Annotated in this window: 13 protein-coding genes; 4 read left to right on the forward strand and 9 right to left on the reverse strand. The window is 56.2% G+C overall.

What is annotated here, in order from left to right; all coding sequences use genetic code 11:
- Positions 1–15 precede the first annotated feature (15 nt).
- From AVCG78_RS18055 to AVCG78_RS18070, 4 genes are read right to left on the reverse strand one after another with little or no spacing between them, the layout of a single operon-like run.
- Positions 16–1,737, reverse strand: coding sequence for a dipeptide ABC transporter ATP-binding protein (locus AVCG78_RS18055; RefSeq protein WP_071206935.1), 1,722 nt, complete (start codon positions 1,735–1,737; stop codon positions 16–18).
- On the reverse strand, positions 1,716–2,564 hold the full coding sequence (locus AVCG78_RS18060; RefSeq protein ID WP_071206934.1) for an ABC transporter permease: 849 nt from the start codon (positions 2,562–2,564) through the stop codon (positions 1,716–1,718). The genes AVCG78_RS18055 and AVCG78_RS18060 overlap by 22 nt, the downstream gene beginning before the upstream one ends.
- Positions 2,561–3,571, reverse strand: a complete 1,011-nt coding sequence (locus tag AVCG78_RS18065; protein WP_071206933.1) for an ABC transporter permease — start codon at positions 3,569–3,571, stop codon at positions 2,561–2,563. Before AVCG78_RS18065 ends, AVCG78_RS18060 begins: the two co-directional genes overlap by 4 nt.
- Before the next feature lie 24 nt (positions 3,572–3,595).
- Positions 3,596–5,248: an ABC transporter substrate-binding protein gene (locus AVCG78_RS18070; protein WP_071206932.1), complete on the reverse strand. Its 1,653-nt coding sequence runs from the start codon at positions 5,246–5,248 to the stop codon at positions 3,596–3,598.
- Positions 5,249–5,991: 743 nt separating this feature from the next.
- On the opposite strand from AVCG78_RS18070, the gene AVCG78_RS18075 reads away from it, so the two are divergent.
- The 3 genes from AVCG78_RS18075 to AVCG78_RS18085 all read left to right on the forward strand — a co-directional run bounded on the left by AVCG78_RS18075 (position 5,992) and on the right by AVCG78_RS18085 (position 10,466).
- Complete coding sequence (locus tag AVCG78_RS18075) at positions 5,992–9,042, forward strand: autotransporter domain-containing protein (RefSeq protein WP_174089734.1); 3,051 nt, start codon at positions 5,992–5,994, stop codon at positions 9,040–9,042.
- Positions 9,042–9,569 carry an invasion associated locus B family protein gene (locus tag AVCG78_RS18080; RefSeq protein ID WP_071206930.1) on the forward strand — a complete coding sequence of 176 codons (528 nt, stop codon included), beginning with the start codon at positions 9,042–9,044 and terminating at the stop codon, positions 9,567–9,569. Before AVCG78_RS18075 ends, AVCG78_RS18080 begins: the two co-directional genes overlap by 1 nt.
- Positions 9,570–9,803: 234 nt before the next feature.
- Positions 9,804–10,466 (forward strand): response regulator transcription factor, encoded by a 663-nt coding sequence (locus AVCG78_RS18085; protein WP_071206929.1) that lies wholly within the window; start codon positions 9,804–9,806, stop codon positions 10,464–10,466.
- On the opposite strand, the gene AVCG78_RS18090 is transcribed toward AVCG78_RS18085, so the two are convergent.
- Together AVCG78_RS18090 and katG are read right to left on the reverse strand one after the other, a co-directional pair.
- Positions 10,437–12,056, reverse strand: a complete 1,620-nt coding sequence (locus tag AVCG78_RS18090) for an ATP-binding response regulator (protein WP_071207278.1) — start codon at positions 12,054–12,056, stop codon at positions 10,437–10,439. The two genes, AVCG78_RS18085 and AVCG78_RS18090, sit on opposite strands and share 30 nt — an antisense overlap.
- Before the next feature lie 468 nt (positions 12,057–12,524).
- Positions 12,525–14,708 carry a catalase/peroxidase HPI gene (gene katG, locus AVCG78_RS18095; RefSeq protein WP_071206928.1) on the reverse strand — a complete coding sequence of 728 codons (2,184 nt, stop codon included), beginning with the start codon at positions 14,706–14,708 and terminating at the stop codon, positions 12,525–12,527.
- A gap of 490 nt (positions 14,709–15,198) precedes the next feature.
- Between katG and AVCG78_RS18100 the strand changes: the two genes are divergently transcribed.
- Positions 15,199–15,393, forward strand: a complete 195-nt coding sequence (locus tag AVCG78_RS18100; RefSeq protein WP_041698435.1) for a hypothetical protein — start codon at positions 15,199–15,201, stop codon at positions 15,391–15,393.
- A 165-nt stretch (positions 15,394–15,558) separates the two neighbouring features.
- Here the strand turns inward: AVCG78_RS18100 and AVCG78_RS18105 are convergent, their stop codons facing one another.
- The 3 genes from AVCG78_RS18105 to AVCG78_RS18115 all read right to left on the reverse strand — a co-directional run bounded on the left by AVCG78_RS18105 (position 15,559) and on the right by AVCG78_RS18115 (position 18,459).
- Positions 15,559–16,038, reverse strand: a complete 480-nt coding sequence (locus AVCG78_RS18105; RefSeq protein WP_071206927.1) for a YhcH/YjgK/YiaL family protein — start codon at positions 16,036–16,038, stop codon at positions 15,559–15,561.
- An 88-nt stretch (positions 16,039–16,126) separates the two neighbouring features.
- Entirely contained in the window at positions 16,127–17,068 is a 942-nt protein-coding gene (locus tag AVCG78_RS18110; RefSeq protein WP_197434934.1) for a dihydrodipicolinate synthase family protein, read from the reverse strand.
- 77 nt (positions 17,069–17,145) lie between these two features.
- Positions 17,146–18,459 carry an MFS transporter gene (locus tag AVCG78_RS18115; protein WP_071206926.1) on the reverse strand — a complete coding sequence of 438 codons (1,314 nt, stop codon included), beginning with the start codon at positions 18,457–18,459 and terminating at the stop codon, positions 17,146–17,148.
- Between the last annotated feature and the right edge of the window lie 134 nt (positions 18,460–18,593).

The following is an 18,593-nucleotide window of genomic DNA, read 5'->3' on the forward strand; positions in this document are numbered from 1 at the left end:
CCTGCGCGGTTGCGATCACGCGAGTTCGTCCTGTTTGAAAACAGCACGGGCACCCGAGCGCGTCGCGTGGGTGCTACCTGAGGGGATCGAAGCCAGCAGCGACCGGGTATAGGATTGGCGGGGAGTGTCGAAGACGGCTTTGACGGTGCCGTGCTCGACGATGCGTCCGCGATGCATGACCGAGACGCTATGGGCCAACTGGCGCACCAGGGCGAGATCGTGGGAAACGAACACATAGGTCAGACCCAGATTGGCCTGTAGCGTCAAAAGCACGTCAACAATATCGGCCTGGACACTGACATCGAGCGCTGAGGTCGGCTCATCCAGCACGATAACATCGGGCTTTAAAACCAGCGATCGGGCAATGGCGACGCGCTGACGCTGGCCACCGGACAGTGCGCCCGGCTTGCGGCCAAGCAGATACTCGCCCAGTCCGACATTGGACAAGGCTTCGCGCACCCGCTCGTTTCGCTCCCGCGCAGTGCCAATCTTGAACCGGTCCAGCGGCTCGCGTACCAGATTCTCGATTTTCCAGGTGGGATCGAGTGAGGTGAAAGGGTTCTGGTAGACGAGTTGAAGATGACGCCAGACGTCCCGTCTGGACTGGGGCTTACGGCTTGAAAACTGCTCACCGGCGACCGAGATCTGGCCGGTATCGGGGTCTTCAAGGCCCAGAAGCAGCCGGATCGTCGTTGTCTTGCCAGAGCCGGATTCGCCAACCAGCGCGTGTGTGGTGCCTGATGGTACGGAGAATGTCACATTATCGACAGCTGTCAGGGATTTGCCATCGACCGTGAAGGTCTTTGTCACACCTTTGACCTCGATCTTGGCATCAACGCCCGCAGCATTCTCGAGGTTACGAAGCCCGCTATCACGCAGCTTGGCATAGCGGTCAGGATTGAGGGCGGGAACATCGGCATGCAGCTTTCTGGCATAGGCCGAAGCCGGTGCGGCAAAGACAGTCTGGGTATTGCCCGCCTCCTGCACAACGCCATCCTTCAGCACGACCAGTTGATCTGCCCGCTCGGAAGCGATTGCGAGGTCGTGGGTGATCAGCAGGAGGCTGATATCCAGATCCTGCTGAAGTCGTGCCAGAAGGTCGAGGATGCGCTTCTGGATCGTCACATCCAGCGCCGAGGTCGGCTCATCCGCCACCAAAAGGGCCGGACGCGGCAGCACGGCAAGGCCAATCAGCACCCGTTGAAGCATGCCGCCTGACAGCTGATGCGGATAGGAATCGTAGACGCGACCCGGCTTGTCGAGGCCGACCTCCGCGAATGTGTCCAGGATCAGCGTCTTGCGGATGGCTTTGTCCTGTTCACCGAGAAGGGCTGCCGCTTCCATGGCTTGCGCGCCGATGGTGCGCACCGGGTTGAGCGCGTTGCCGGGATCTTGCGGAACAAAGCCGATGGCGCGCCCCCGCAGAGGCCGGAACTGACGTTCGGCAAGGCTCAAGATGTTCTGATCGTTGAACTCGATTTTTCCCGTCGCATGTCCGCCTTGGGGTAATAGCCTCAGAATGGCCCGTGCGATGGTTGATTTGCCCGAGCCGGATTCTCCAATCAACGCAAGGCTCTTGCCTCGGTCCAGATCAAACCCGACAGTCGTCACGACTTGGCGAACCCCGTAGGATACCGACAGGTCTTCCACCCGCAGCAGCGGAGCGGATGGCTGGAGCGCTGGAGCAGCGGTTGCAAACCAGGGGAGGGTGGTGTTCAGTCTGTCTTGCGGAGCCATCGGCTGATCCTGTTGACGGAGAGGACGGTTGCGATCACGGCGAACGCAGGCGCGTAAACCAGCCACGGCCATTTGAGGTAATCCTTGCCGATTGAAATCAGCAGGCCCCAATCCGAGGCGGGTGGCGGATCGCCATAGCCGAGGAAGGCAAGACCGGCGATCACCAGAATGGAAAGGCCAAATTGCAGGACGGCAAGCGTCAGAAGCGAGCGTGACGCATTTGGAAACACGTGGCGCAGGAGGATATACCAACGCGAGCCTCCCAGTAGAAACGATGCCTCAACGAAGGTCGCTTGCCGGGTTTTGATCACCTCTGCCCGCATCACCCGGGCAAAGACCGCCACGGCGGAGACGCCCGTCGCGATTGCGGCATTGGTGGTGGTGAAGCCGAGTGCGGTGACGACGATGATCGCCAGCAGAAAACTGGGAATTGCCAGCAGCATATCGACCAGGCGCGCCAGCACGATATCGACCCAGCCACCGAGAAAGCCGGCCAGAAGGCCAATGAGGCCACCGACGACAACGCCAATGACGACAGCGATCAGCGCACTGGTCACCGAAGACGCCGTGCCATAGACGACGCGGGCGTAAAGGTCGCGCCCGAGCTGGTCTGTGCCGAACCAATGCTGTGCGCTGGGTGCCAGCAGTTTTTGAGCGGGAACGCCGATGACGGGGCTATGGCTTGTGAACAAGCCGGGGGCGAGCGCCCAGGCGATCACCAGGGCAATGATGGCGAACGAGATGAACACCGTTGGCGGCATGTGGACTGCCGACCATTTTTTGGCTGCCTGCACACCACCATTCGAGGAGGAAAAAGCGATCGTCATATCGTCACCGCACGGGAGGTTTCGGTAGAGCTTGTGTCCTCACCGGACGTGCGAGGCCGTTGGGCGCCAAGCAGTTTCACACGCGGGTCAAGCAGGGGATAGACGAGGTCTGCGATCAGGTTGACGAGAACGAAGGCCACTGCTGCCAGCGATACGACCGCCTGAAGAACAGGCAGGTCCTGTGTTGTGACCGAGCGCTGCACCAGGCTGCCGATGCCCGTTCGCCCAAAAACCGTTTCGGTTATCAGCGAACCACCCAGCAACTCGCCGACGGTCAGGGCGATCACGGTGACCACCGGCAAGGATGATGGCTTCAACAGGTGTTTGAAAAACATCTGCGCCTGGGAAAGACCCCGACCCCGCGCCACAGTGGCATAGTCCTGGCTTGCTTCATGGTCGAGGTTGGCAATCAGGACTTCCGCTATCTGGGCGGAGACGGGAATGCCGAGTGCAATTGACGCAAACAGGGTTGCCCAGACACTATCCGGTTCAATGACCCGGAAAATGCCCAGCTGGAAGCCGAAAATATGGATCAGGGCCAGCCCGATGACGAAATTCGGGACCGATAGGAACAGGGAGGGAAAACCCCGCAGCAGGCCCTGTCCGAACCGTTTTGGCAGAAACTGCGTGCCGTAGGCAATCACCAGCGCCAGGGCAAGCGCGAAGGCAAGGGCCGTCGATGCAAGGATCAGCGTTGAGGGCAGGACTTCGGCAATCAGCGCCGCCACCGGGCGGCTGGAGCGCATCGACAGGCCGAAATCGCCGGTGACGAAGTGAGAGAGTGACGTCCACAATTGGACCGAAATCGGCTTGTCCAATCCCTGGGCGGCGATGATCTCGGCAATCTCCGCCTCGGTGAAGCCGTTTTGCGGATCACGCAGGACGGAGGTGACCGGGTCGCCCGGCAGAATGCTGACCACCACGAATGTAAAGACATAGGCCATCAGGATGACCACAAAAGCTTGGGCCAGTCGTTTTGCAGCATATGTCAAGTAGGCGTTGCGCATGCCGGAGCCTCCTTACATTGCCGGTTATTGGCTGATTTTTGCGGTGTAGTAGCTGGCATAGGCAATGCCGTTATAGACCTCACCCGAAAGCTTCGGGGACTGAACATAAATGCGCTGAACGATCTGGGTGCGAGGGATGAAATACCCTTGCTCGATGACGTATTTCTGTAGTTCGTTCAGCAGCGGATCACGCACCTCTAACGAAGGGGCACCTGCAATTTTATCGCGTAGCTCATTGATCTTCTGGTCGCTCTGGTCCAGCGCGAACCAGTTTTCGCCATTATTGGCATCGGTCAGAATGCTGGCCACGGTGCCGGCATCGATAAAGCTGCGGGTGACTTCATAGGCTGGGACCGCTGGGCCTGCGAACTTGACCTTTTCGGTGAAGGTCACCACGTCATAGGTGCGGATATTGACCTTCCAGCCGATCTTGCCGAGTTGTTGGGCGATCAGTTCATCCACCGCCTTCGACGTGGCAAGATAGGGGTTGGAGTAAAGCGTCAGCAGAAGCGGCTTGCCATCCTTGGCGCGGATGCCGTCGGCGCCTTTCGTCCAGCCTGCGTCATCCAGCAGCTTTTCCGCCCTGGCAGGGTCATAGGCCAAAAGCGCACTCTGGTCGGTTGCGCCCGGCACATTGCTCTGGATAAACGAGGTCGCCAGCTTCCAATCCGATGTATAGACCGTATCGATGATTTCCTGGCGATCGATGCCAGACTGAAGGGCTTGGCGCACCCTGACATCGTTATAGGGCTCGAGCTTGGTATTCACCGCCCAGCCATTGACGAACCCGAGATAGCGTGGCGTGGCAACGGTAAAGCCCTCGTCCTTGAGCGACTTCAACTCCTGGGGCGAGGCATTATAGGCAATATCGGCCTGCCCGGATTGAACTGCCGCAACCCGAAGCGATGGTTCGGAGACCAGCTTGTAGGTGATGCTATCCAGAAACGCTGGTCCGGTATGGCCCACAGCTGCCGGTCCCCAATTGTAATCCTTGCGCTTCACCAGTTTGACGAAATCGCCTTCCTTCCAGGCTTCAACCACATAAGGGCCGCTGCCAGAGGTCTTGCCGAGATCTGCCTGCTGTGTCGCAGGTTGGCTGATGGTCTTGGGGGAAATCAGGATCGAGCCGTGATAGCCGAGTGTTGGAATGAAGCCGAGCGTCGGCTTTTTGAAGACGACTTTCACCGTGGAAGGATTAATCGCCTCTGCATGATCGTAGGTCTTGGGAAACAGGCCGATCGGGTTGATGCCTTCGCTCTTGCGGCCTGCATACCAGATGTCGAGATTTGCAACGACAGCGGCCGCGTCGAGTGGCGTGCCGTCAGAAAAGGTCACGCCGGTCTTGAGATGGAGGGTGAACTCCGTTGCGCCTTCATTCTGGTCCCAGCGCTCAGCAATCCACGGGCTCACTTTGCCATCGGCATCGACATAGACGAGCTTGTCGGCCACGTGGCCCCAGACATGCCCCTGAAAGCTGGAGATCGCGCTGTTGTTGGGTATCCAAGTATTGCCCAACGAGTCGATCAGGAACGTAATATCGCCGCCGTCTTTCGCATTGCCCGCGCTATGAGCGGGCTTCAAGCCAGTTGATGCAACAAGAGCGACAGAGAGGATTGCAGAACCGGCAAGCAGCAACCTGCGTCGAGAAAGAGCCATAGAATCGGAATGTTTGATCATGAAATAGGTCCTGGTCGGGTGGCGTCTTATGTCGGGACGGACGGACAGCCTCGTTTGCGGAAGTTATTTTGATTGCGAGCGCAAACAGGTGGCACGCTTTGTCGCTGCGATTGTCACGGTGCATTCCTGCCTTGATTGGTGAGAAGCTGTAACAACAAGCTAGACGAGCATGGAAATCAGGGAAAGATTTATCATTCTTAATCTATCGATTTTATAGATTTTAATTATTCAATTGATGCGCCTGTAGCTTGGTTTTTTTCCTCTCTCAATGTGGTGAAGAGAAATGCGGACATCCGCTAAAGCGCATCGAGCGCGTACGATGGCCGTTTATCAGCGCGTGGCTCAAGGCCTGTCGCGGTCTTTCAGGTTCTTCTTTAAGGCCTAAAACCGACCCATTTCCAGCGGCCCAAACCTCAAAAATACGGCTCCGACGCAGGCCCGGACATGCAAAGGTCGATCATTCTGCCGGGTTCGATGTCGCGTATAGCACATCTGCACTAATGGCCTCTGCTCTGTTTCTGTGCTGAATGCGACATAGACATGTCGACAAATAATATAGGCAATATTGTTATTGTGGAAAACAATGTTGCTTGCAAATGTTCACTGGAATACGGGGCGACGTAATGATCAAGATATCCAGCAAGAATTTTGGCGGTACACTCTTAAAACATAAGAACATCTTTCCTGGCATCGTTAAATACCTCTCAAAATCCCTTGTTTTCCCATCTATTACTGTAACTGCCGTGGTTTCCTGTTCAGGCGTCAGTCTTGCTCAAGATGTCGTGCTTGATAGCGGTAACACGACCTGGACGAGTGATACGCTGGTCGATGGTGATCTCTATGTCGGATACAACAACAAAGACATCGGCCTGACGATTGCCAATGGCGCGAAAGTGTACAGCACAAATGGTTATGTAGGCTACCGGGTTGGCAGTTCAGGGACTGTCACTGTGAGCGGCCCCGGTTCGTCCTGGATCATTCCCAGGGTCAATTACGTCCTGGCAAATAATATTGCGGTCAATCAAAACGGCACTCTCAATATCGAGAATGGCGGTACTGTTGACGCAAAATATTTTACGTTCGCGAGCACGTCGCAGCTGAATGTGACTGGAAGTGGCTCGACCTTGACTGCGGACCGCATTTCCAATTCCGGAACGGTCCTCATCGCGAATGGGGGCTCGATCAATGCGATTGACGCAGAGTTCAGTGGCCTCCCGGCGGACGGCACGGATAACAGCCTTGCAAATTTTGTTGTCCGCGGCGCTGGTTCGAAGGTGACGAGCACGGGAACTTTGACGGTTGGCGCCAATGCAAGCATCGAAGACGGCGGTGCTATCGTCGCCCAGGATGTTGGAATCGGCACAAGCGGTAGCTTTCAGAATTTCGTGGTCACCGGCGCCCAATCCCGCATGGATGTGAATGGGACTTTGACGGTCAATGGTGGGTATGCGCCTAACTCGAATATATCTATCGCCGATAGCGCCAACTTGAATGTCAAGAACGGCATCACAATGGCAACCGGCGGTCACCTGACCATTGGCGGCAAGATCGATCTGGGAAATCTGGCCCTTGGAGGCGAGCCCAAAGGCCAAGCGGCTGCCGCCGCTGGTTATATCAATCCCGACGCCGTTATTTCCTTCGGTTCATCCGAGAGGGCATACCTGAATTTTAACCACACCCAAACCGGCTATGTCTTTGCCAATGCATTGACCGGTGACGGAAACATCAAGTCCATGTCGGGCGAAACAATCCTGACAGGGGATCTCAGCAAGTTCGAGGCCACCGATAATCTCGGCGGAATCATTGTCGATGGTGGCAGTACATTGGTTCTGGCGAGCAATCTGGGAACAGCCGTTACCAATTACGACAATGTCTTCGCATGGCAGACGAATATTGATGTCAAGAACGGCACCTTCAACGTCAAAGCCGACACGGGTGCTATCAGGAAGAACTTCCTTGGAAGCGAATATTTTTCATCGAATATCGATGTCTGGGGCGATCGGAATGCTGGTACGGCATTCGGACGGCTGATCGGGTCTGGAGCCGTCGGCAATGTCACGCTTGAAAAGGGTGCGCTGATTTCACCCGGAAATTCCGACAATGCCATCGGCACCTTCACGGTGAACGGCAACATTTCTTTCGGGGAAGGCTCGGCTTACGATGTCGATATTGCCGGAAACGGGGCCAGTGACAAAATCGTCGTTCAAACCCTCAAGGCCTGGACCGGAACCGATGCCCAGAATAATCCGACCTATGTGGATAGCGCGGGTAAAACCTTCATCGACAACAATGTGTCCGTCCAGGTGACGGCTCTCGATGCCGCAACAAGCTACCAGAATGGCCAGACCTATACGATTCTGTCATCGGCTGGCGGTATCCAGGGGCGATTCGCTCAAGCGGTTTCGAAGTCGGCCTTTCTGGATGTGGCATTGGCTCAAACGTCAAACCAGGTCGATCTGACCATCGCAGTCAAGGATACAGGCACGCCCAACCCTGGAACACCTAATCCCGGTAATCCGGATCCAGGAACCCCAAATCCAGGAACCCCAAATCCGGGTAATCCCGATCCAGGAACACCCAATCCGGGCAATCCCGATCCGGGAACTCCAAACCCCGGAACACCCAATCCTGGCACGCCATCGCCTGGCCTGTTCGATTCTGTCGCCGTAACCGGCAATCAGCGCAATGTCGCTCGGGCTCTCAATACCTTGCAGCAGAGCGGGCAGTCGCTTGCGCTCTATAACAGCCTGTTGCCGTTGAGCGCGGAAGAAGCGCGTCATGCCTTCGAAGCGCTTTCCGGCGAGGTCCACGCATCTGCCATGAATATGCTGGTCACCAGCAGCACGTTGCTGCGCAATTCGGTCAATGACCGGATGCGGGCATCGTTCAACACGGTGGGCGCACGTCCGACACCGGTCATGGCCTATGCGGAGGGTGATAGTAAGTTCGATACGGCTTACAAGGACATCCCCCTATTTACGGCCTGGGGCCAGGGCTTCGGCACATGGAACAGCATCGACGGCAATGGCAATGCTGCGGACCTGAGTTCGTCCACCGGCGGTTTTGTTGCGGGTCTCGACGTTCCGGTCTCCGCCGATTGGAGATTGGGTGCCGTCGGCGGCTATAGCCGGTCCAGCTTCGATGCCAATGACCGCTCATCCTTTGGCCATAGCGATAACTATCATCTCGGCATGTATGCCGGAGCGCAATATGGTGAATTGTCCTTCCGCTCAGGCCTTACCTATACCTGGCATCAGGTGTCGACCAATCGATCCGTGGCATTCTCCGGTTTCAACGACCATCTGAAGGCTGATTACGACGCTGGCAGCTTCCAGGCCTTTGGTGAACTCGGTTACCGCATCGATGTCAGCACCGTGGCTTTCGAGCCCTTCGCCAACCTCACCCATGTCAATGTTCAGAGAGACGGCTTTAATGAGCGTGGTGGCATTGCAGCCTTGTCGAGCCCAAGCGACAGCCTGGACACGACACTGACGACCCTTGGCCTGCGTGCCTCTTCCGATTTCATGCTGGGCGGCTATATCGCAAAGGCCAGAGGCATGCTTGGTTGGCAGCACGCCTTCGGTGATACCGACCCAACCTCACGCCTGGCATTTGTCGGCAGCCAGAGCTACGTTGTATCAGGTACACCTTTGACCAAGGATGCGGCCGTTGTTGAACTCGGGCTCGATGTCGGGGTCAGCGATACCGCAACGATCGGCATTGGCTATTCCGGTGAATTCGGTAGCAATGAAACCTCAAACAGCATCAACGCAAAGCTGGATGTGCGTTTCTGATGAAGATCGCCAAAATTGTTGCGATCATGGTGGCCGCGAATGTTGCGTCCACCGTCGCTTTTTCACAAGACAGCAATGGTCGCCCCAATGCTCCGTCTTCGCTTTCCGAAACCTATGAGGACTGGACGGTTGCCTGCTCGAAGCGCAACGAAAGCCGTGTCTGCTCGACATTTCAACGACAGGTGCAGCAAAACGGACAGCAGGTTCTTGGTATCGAACTCACGCCTGCCGCCGACAAGAGTATAAAGGGTTCGCTCGTTCTGCCTTTTGGGCTCGACCTGGATAAGGGGGTCGCATTTGCGATAGACGATACGCCGCCTGGCAAGTCCTCGCGGTTCTCGACATGCCTTCCCTCCGGCTGCCTCGTATCCCTGACCTTTACAGATAAGGGGGCTAACGCATTGAAAAGTGGTAAATCGTTAAAACTCATTGCTTACGCATATGGTGGCGGTGCAGAGGTTCCGTTCACGATTTCCTTGAAAGGTCTGGCAAGCGGGCTCGACAGGATCGCTGTCCTGTCGAAATGAAGGTGTCGCATATGATACAAAGGACACGCCCGGCTGTTTTCATCCGACAGGAATGGACATTCAGCGAGACGCGTTGTGTAATGCGAAGAGTCATTGAAAGCACACTTCGTATTCTCTTTGCGGATATCTCAAGTACCTGATGCATTTGAGATATTTGCAATGCCTTTAAGGCGAGGATGCGCAAGCATCTTCAAGCCCTGGTGTACATGGAGATGAAGCGGATCATAAATTTATATGACTGACGAATTCATTATTATCGCTGATGATCACCCGATATTCCGGGAGGGCATTTTCGCTTTGGTTCGGCAGCTTTTGCCGCATTCAAAAATTGCGTCCACCGATACTCTCGACGCCGCCCTTGAAATTGCAAGAGCCAATCCTTTCCCGCCCAGCATGTTCATCCTGGACCTGTTTTTTGAGGGAAACAGTATCGTATCGAATTTGCGCGCGCTTCGCGAAGAGTTTCGCCTGGCGTCGATTGTCGTGGTCACCATGGCCAGCGACAAAGCTTTGGTCGATACCGTCATGAATGCCGGGATCAACGGGTTCATCAATAAAGCAGCCCTGCCGGATGAGATAAAGGAAATCCTGCGGGCGGTTCGCGAAGGTGACGTCGTTGTTCAGGTGCCGGTATCGACGAATGCCATTGCCAGTTATGCCAGCCCGGCGCTAAGCCAACGCCAGCTCGACGTTTTGCACCTCCTTGCCGAGGGCCGGACCAATAAGGAGATCGCCATCATTCTTGGTATTTCCCCTTTCACGGTTCGCATCCATGTCTCGGCTATCTTCCGCGCACTTGGCGTGGCGACCCGCGCCGGGGCCGTGACCAAGGGGATTGCCATGGGATTGGTGCCGACCTCTCCTGGCTCATCGGAGCGGAACTCCGATTCCAGGTAACAGGATTGCCGAGCGAAGCTCAGCGGGGCGAACCGGCTTCGAGAGGATCGGTATGTCACTGTCGGCGATATCCTCGATCACTCTCGACGGAGCGTGTCCCGTCATCACCACGGCCGGTACTTTCCAACCGGCAAGCTGGCGCACCCTCGCGATACATTCCGTCCCTGTCATGCGTCCGCCGAGGTCAAAATCCGTTATCAGCAGATCGCAATGGTGCAGCACGGAGGGTATCGCTGTTTCTGCCTGAACCGTACACCCCCATTTGCGCAGCAGACTGGCTGTGGCCAGCAGCACGGCCTCATCGTCTTCAACCAGCAGTACGCGCAGGCCATGAGCCGGATTGGCAACGGGCGAGATTATCTGCTCCGCGCTCAAAACTTTCATGGGGACGGCAATCTTTAATCCCGACACGGAGATTGCCGTTCCTGCTCCTACGACCGACCGTAATGAGACCTGCAACCCCATCAGGGTGCCGAGGCGCTTGACGATTGCCAAGCCTAGGCCGACCCCGTCGACATCCTTGTCGCCACGCTCACGGACCTGATAAAACTCCTCAAATATGCGAAGGTGATGCTCTGGCGCAATGCCGGGGCCTTGGTCATAGACCTGAATGGTCAGGCTGCCGCCCCTGCGGCGGCAGCCGATCAGGATTTTACGGCCCCCGGCATATTTAATTGCGTTGCTCAGGATATTTTGCAGAATCGTATTCAGCAGCGACCGATCAACCGCAACAAAATGCGTGCTATTGACGAGCCGTAACTGTGAGCCAGCCTTTTGCGCGGCCTCCATATTCTGATCGACAACCTCGTTGAGAATATCGGCAATCGCTAACGTTTCCATCTGCGGGATCAGTTTGCCACTGTCCAGGGTGGAAATATCGAGCAAGGATTTGAACAGTCGTGACACGCTTTGCAGCGATCGATCGATATTGTCGACCATCGCCAGTTCTTCCTGTTTCAGCCCTGCGTCGCGCAGGCAAGCCGTAAACAGGCTGATGGCATGGATAGGCTGACGAAGGTCATGGCTTGCATGGGCAAGGAACCGCGATTTCGACAGGTTTGCTTCCTGCTCGGCGGCATAGGCACTTTGAAGTCGAAGCAAGAATGCCAGCGTGTAGGACGGGGCGAGGATTGCCATCATGATGAATGTCAGCACAACATAAGGGTTCTGCTGCCAATAGACATTGAAATAGGTGGCTATTGCGAATGAACTCAACGCTAATGCCGTCGCTGGGAGCAAATGCCTGGGGCCGAAACGTAAGCCGCTGACAACCGTGTGCCAGACGACCAGCGCTGCAATCGGGAAAAGTGGCGCCCCGCCGACGGACATTGCAAACGTCGTGAACGTGTAGTCGAGCAGCGTCACGAGGGTTCGCCGCAGCATGTTGACGCCTGGCCGCAGAACGATCCACAGGAGCAGCAAGAAGGAATAGGGGATGTAGATCGCAAACAGCCAATAGAAACTTTGCCCTTCTGGAGGCGTCGCACCATTTGCAACCAGAGGCATGACATAGGTGGCGGTTATGAAAATAACGGCAATGCGCATGATTGCCTGCGCCCGCTCGGTATCGAATGAAGCATCGTTGCGCATGCCGAAAAGCCGAATAAAACCGTTGGATTTCAAATCATTTTTCCGTTTGGTTGACTCTACAATATCCGCTTTGGTGTCGTCTCTTGCCCAACAGGCATGGCGCTATTCCTGTTTAACCCTTTGTGCAATCAGGATTCAATGGCGACGTAACCTGCTGCGTTGCTGTACCGCTAAAGTGTAGCTTATCGAGGATGGTGTGCCCGGTTTGCCAGTGCGTCTTCAAGCGCTGATGCTCAATTGCGGGTAACTGGAGAAAATTGCTGCAAACACCTTTCCGGCTCAGCAATGCGCGTCCACTCGGCCGGGCAGTAAACGGTGCGCTTGGCTTTGAATGTGAGGGGGGATGCAAAAGGGGAGGGATGCGATAAGGCGCTGCATTTTTCAAAGGCGGCATTACCGCGACGTCCGACAGGTCTGCCGGCAATCTGATGGGACGCGGCATCTGCCGCGTCCCATCGATGTCATCGATCAGACCAGATCGAAACGATCAGCGTTCATCACTTTCGTCCAGGCCGCAACGAAGTCTTTGACGAACTTTTCCTTGATATCCGACTGCGCATAGACTTCCGCCAAGGCGCGAAGCTGCGAGTGCGATCCGAAGATCAGATCCACGCGCGTCCCGGTCCAAAGCAGTTCGCCGCTCTTGCGATCTCGACCTTCATAGACGCCCTCCTGGCCTGCAACTGGCGCCCACTGTGTACGCATGTCGAGCAGGTTGACGAAGAAATCATTCGTCAGCGTCTCGGGATTGCGGGTGAGGACACCATGTTCCGGCTGGCCAGCCTTCAACACGCGCAGACCACCGATGAGAACGGTCATTTCAGGTGCCGTCAGGGTCAGAAGCCGAGCGCGGTCGACAAGTGCTTCTTCCGGCTTCATGAATTGATGCCCGCTCAGATAGTTGCGGAAAGCATCGGCGCGTGGCTTCAATGCATTGAAGGAGGCGACATCGGTCTGTTCCTGCGACGCATCTGTCCGGCCTGGGGTAAACGGAACGGTGACATCGTGACCGCCAGCCTTGGCTGCTTTCTCGACACCGGCTGCACCGGCAAGCACGATCAGATCGGCCAGGGAAATCTTTTTACCCCCGGATTGCGCAGCATTAAATTCCTGCTGGATCCCTTCGAGAACGCCAAGGACCTTGGCAAGCTGCGCAGGGTGGTTGACCTCCCAGTCTTTCTGCGGAGCAAGACGGATACGGGCGCCATTGGCACCGCCGCGCTTGTCGGAACCCCGGAAGGTCGAAGCCGATGCCCATGCTGTCGAAACCAGTTCCTGCACCGAAAGACCAGACGCCAGAACCTTGGCTTTCAGATCGGCCACATCCCTATCGTCGACAAGCGGATGATCGACGGGAGGGATGACATCCTGCCAGATGAGATCTTCTGACGGCACTTCCGGACCGACGTAGCGAACCTTTGGCCCCATGTCGCGGTGGGTCAACTTAAACCAGGCGCGGGCGAAAGCATCAGCGAACTGATCGGGGTTTTCCAGGAAGCGGCGCGAGATCTTTTCGTAAGCCGGATCGAAGCGCAGCGACAGGTCCGTCGTCAGCATGGTTGGAAGATGCTTCTTGGACGGATCATGGGCATCCGGGATGGAGGGTTCGGCGTTCTTTGCCTTCCATTGATGGGCGCCAGCCGGGCTTTTTGTCAGTTCCCATTCAAAGTTGAAGAGGTTTTCGAAGAAGAAATTGCTCCAGCGAGTCGGGGTCTGCGTCCAGGTGACTTCAGGGCCCCCAGTGATCGTGTCTGCGCCGAAACCAGTGCCGAACTTGCTTTTCCAGCCAAGGCCCTGGTCTTCGAGTGCGCCGCCCTCCGGCTCCGCTCCGATCAAGGATGGGTCGCCTGCGCCATGCGTTTTTCCGAACGTATGGCCGCCGGCGATCAATGCGACGGTTTCCTCGTCGTTCATTGCCATACGGCTAAACGTCTCGCGGATATCACGCGCCGCAGCAATCGGATCAGGATTGCCATTGGGGCCTTCCGGATTGACGTAGATAAGGCCCATCTGCACGGCGCCAAGCGGTTCAGACAGCTGGCGTTCCCCACTGTAGCGTTCATCGCCCAACCAGGTGCCTTCTGGACCCCAGAACAGTTCTTCCGGTTCCCATGTGTCGGCGCGTCCGCCAGCGAAACCGAAGGTCTTGAAGCCCATGGATTCCAAGGCAACGTTGCCGGTCAGAATGAAGAGATCGGCCCAGGAAATCTTGTTGCCGTATTTCTGCTTGATCGGCCAGAGCAGACGACGTGCCTTGTCCAGATTGGCATTGTCCGGCCAGCTGTTGAGCGGCGCGAAACGCTGCTGCCCGGCGCCTGCTCCGCCGCGGCCATCGGTGATGCGATAGGTGCCGGCGCTGTGCCATGCCATGCGGACGAAGAGGCCGCCGTAATGGCCGAAGTCGGCTGGCCACCAATCCTGAGAATCGGTCATCAGCGCATGAAGATCGCTCTTCAGGGCTTCATAGTCGAGCTTCCTGAATTCTTCGGCATAATCGAAGTCAGGGCCCATTGGATCGGCGATTTTGTTCTTTTGGTGAAGGATCTGCACATCGAGCTGTTCAGGCCACCAATCGCGGTTGCCCCGACCCTTCGCGCCAGCTGGCCCGTGCGCAACCGGACATTTTCCAGCAGTTTCAACCTTGGTATCCATAGGATTCTCCCTTGATATCCTCATACTTTATTCAATCAGGGGCATCTTCCGTCGACCATTCAATTTCGTAGTGTCGACAATGTGCTCTCGTATGACGGCTCGCCCGATTTTAACCGGGAAATGGCATAAAGGGCCTGACGGAAATTATCCCTAGCCTCTTCATAGAGGAGGTCGATGTTAAATTTAAGTTGGATTTATTGATAGGCACGATAAGCAAAACCTATCAGCGGCGTTATGTTAAAACTGCTCCATTCTTTTGCAACCAGCGTGATCAGAATTGGTTGTTCGTACCGAGATGCGTTCGGCTGAAATTTCCGTTTGCCGCTTTCCACCCACCGCGTTATTGCGCACGACAGGGGGTATCGGGGGACTTCACACCTATGGACAGATAGCTTCCGCAAGTCGGCATTCTGCAGGCTGCGGACAGCATGCGCCAGTAAGTTGGTTTGTGCACTGAATAAAACCAAACCGGTGCTAGAAATGAAGAAAGATGATGAAAATGCTGTCACTCCCCGCCATTCTTGGTATCTCACTCGGCGCTGCTGGTTTTGCAGCTTTCAGCCGAAAGAACAAACCGTGGAGTGCTCTTAAAAGGATCGGTTATTTTATTGTGGTGGCGATCGGAATTTTGCTGGTCATGCTGGCGTTGAATTTCGGACTCTACTACTCCAATCGCGTTTCCTGATCCGGCAAGCAATTGGTAAGGCCGCTTTAATTAACCAGTAGAGCCTGTCTGGTTCAGCGCGAACCTAACAGGCGTCTAAGACGCTGTCGCACAAGCGGTGCCTTGTGCGACGAAATTATAGCCTGCGCGCTATGGCTCTATCATCCGCTTGGATCATTGAAAAAGTTAATGAGACGCCAGCAGCCTGGCATCGATCTTGATGACTGCTTTGCGGATTGCCAAGGGGGCTCCGATCTCGCAGCAGGGACGGTGAAACTCTCCCGGGAAGAACACGATGAAATCGTCGGCATTAAGCTCCACAGAATACTCACTGGGTCGTGCGGGATAAAAGGCGATATCCTGCGTCTCCAGCCGGTCGTCAATCGGAACAAGGTGTGGGTCGGGAAAGGCCACGCCATAGGCTTCCCGTCCCTCAAGCAGGATCTGGATATCGATATAGCGGCGATGAGCCTCTGGCCGAAGCTGGTTGGCCGGTTTGGTCGACAGTTCCTGGATCAGCAGGAAAATGTCCTCGCCGTCGATCTCATGTCGTCCCGTGGGCAGGTTGGGCAGATCGAGAGCCGTGACGGCCTCTATGGCGCTGATGATACAGGCCGGCAAAGTGGCGCGGTAAAATTGCCAATGATGAAGAGAGCCGGTGATCATGGGAAATCTCCTGAAATAATAGGGAATGCGGGTTGGAGCCGAGATCAGAATACATTTGGCGCTTCTGATCCCGATGACGGCACTCGCCTCAGAGTTTGGCGATCCGATTGCGGAAATGCTCGGTACCGTCGATGATTTTGTCCAGCACGGCATCCAGTGCCCAGAAGCGCTCCCGAATGTCATAATCGATCACCCGGCAGCGAATGCTGCCAAAGGTGCCAATCCGCTGGTGGTAAAGCTTGGCGAGCGCCGGATAGCCGAGAGCTTCCGAAACAGCCGACAGCACCAGGAAGGTGGCCAGCTCTTCAGCGAGCTGTGGATGCTTTTCACCCTCACGCCACAGCCAGTTGTAAAGATCGGGGTGGAAATTGGTGAAAACGCCGTTGAAGCCCGGCACGCCAGCCTTCATCGCATCCCAGGCAATGGCCGCATTGGCATTGAGGATTTTCAGCGGTGTGCCTTTGGTCAGTTCGAGGCGACGCTTGACCGTGTCAAGATCACAGCTCACATCCTTGAGCATGATAAAACGACCGGTGTGGGCGCAATAGGTCAGTTCCTCATCGCTCAGCAAACGGCGATAAGGGGCCGGGCACTCGTAAAGACCAAGCGGCAGGTCCTCCGGCAGCACGGACAGCAGCTTATCCAGCGTTGCCTTGAAGACAGCTGTGCCTTCTTTCTTAGGGTCGAGATGGTTGGTCACGAGGATTAGCCCATCTGCGCCAACCCGGCTCATGGCCTGCAATTCCTCAATCTGCTTGTCCAGATCGTCGCTGATATGGCCGGACACAACGACTGGAAGGCGACCCGCTGCCTTTTCCACCACGAAACGACCCAGCGCCATACGCTCATCCAGCGACAAGAACATCATCTCGCTGGACTGGCACACTGCGAACAAGGCCCCGGAGCCGTTGGCGACATACCATTCGATGAGGCGTTCCAGACCGGGGTAATCGATCTGCCTATCCTCAAGAAAAGGCGTGAGCATGACGGGAATAATGCCTTGGATAGATTGAGCTTTGCTGGTCATCATCAATGTCCGTTATTGGATTTCGAATGCGCTTTCCGGGATCTCCCGGAAAGCGGTATGTCAGGAAAAGGCGGTTGGCCTCATGACTGGTCCATCGGTTCACGAACCAGGAAGAAGTAGCTGGCGGCACCCACAAAGGCGATAGCAGCACCCGTCAGCAAGGCAGGCACGAAAGACGAGTATTCCGCAATGAAACCCGTTGCGATCGGAGCCAGCGAGCCACCCAGGAAGCCGCCGAAATTTTGTAGCGACCCCAGCGACGCCACCCGGTTTTTCGGAGCAACGGCTGTCACCAGCGCCCAAGAGCAGGCAGAGGCGGCATTGGTGAGGAAAATCACCACGGAAATGCAGAAAATCGCAATGTTATTGTCGGCAACCAGCGCCGCAGGCACGGTGAAGGCGGCCATGCCGAGCATGGCGATGACAACAGGAATGCGACGACCACGGACCGGTGAAGCCTCCGTTTTCTTAATGATCTTGTCGGAAAGCCAGCCAGCCACGAGGCAGCCGATAAAGCCGCAAAAGAACGGGACGGAGGCCATGAAACCGGTGCGGGCAAGGCTCATGTGCCGTTCATTGACCAGATAGGATGGCAACCAGCTGAGATAAACCCAGTTAAGGTAAACATTGCCGAAGTAGCCAAGGATCATGCCCCAGGTTGCGCGATAGGAAAACAGCTGGCCCCAATCGGCAAGCGTCACCTTCTGCTGCTTTTCTTCCGTCTCCGAAGAGAGGTACGAGCGTTCCTCAGCGGTCAGCCCCATATCCTTTGGGTCACGATACAGCATGAACCAGAGCACGGCCATGACAAGGCCAGCGGCACCGGTGATGATGAAGACCCAGCGCCAATCCAGAACGATCAGAAGCTGTGTCAGGAGCAGAGGCGCGATAGCTGTGCCCAGTGGAGAGGCTGAATTGAAGATGCCTGTTGGCACGCCGCGCTTACTCACCGGGAACCAGTTGCTGACAACCCGGGCAGCCGACGGAAATTGCGGCGCCTCACCAATGCCCAGACCGATACGGCTCAGGATAAACTGGGTAAAGGACGTGACAAAACCTCCGGCGGCCTGGGCCAGCGACCAGAACACCAGACCGAAACCCAAAAGGCGACGCGGTCCGAGACGGTCCACCATTGCTCCAACCGGAAGCTGCGCCAGCGCATAGCTCCAGGAAAATGCCGAGAGCAGCAGGCCCATTTCACCGAGGGTCAAACCCATGTCTTCGGTGATCCGATGATTGGCAACCGCCAGCGTCCCACGATCCATGTAATTGATGACGCCAGCCACCACCAGCAGGCAAAGCGAGGTGATCTGCATGCGCCGGACACGCGGCGGTGCCTTGGCTTGGGTCGACCCCAGCGGGGCCGAGGGCTCGGAACTGACAATGGTGCTCATGACGTCTCTCCTCCTTGGATGTCCGTTGCGGTTGGAGTATCCCGCGTCGCCTTTGGATTACCGTGCTGTTGGGATTGAAAGATCTCCCCCATGGCAATCGCAAGCTCCTCCCCGCGACTGAATGTAAGCGCTTA

The sequence above is a fragment of the Gillisella vitis genome, assembly GCF_021559775.1.
In the GTDB taxonomy this organism is placed as follows: Bacteria; Pseudomonadota; Alphaproteobacteria; order Rhizobiales; family Rhizobiaceae; genus Allorhizobium; species Allorhizobium ampelinum.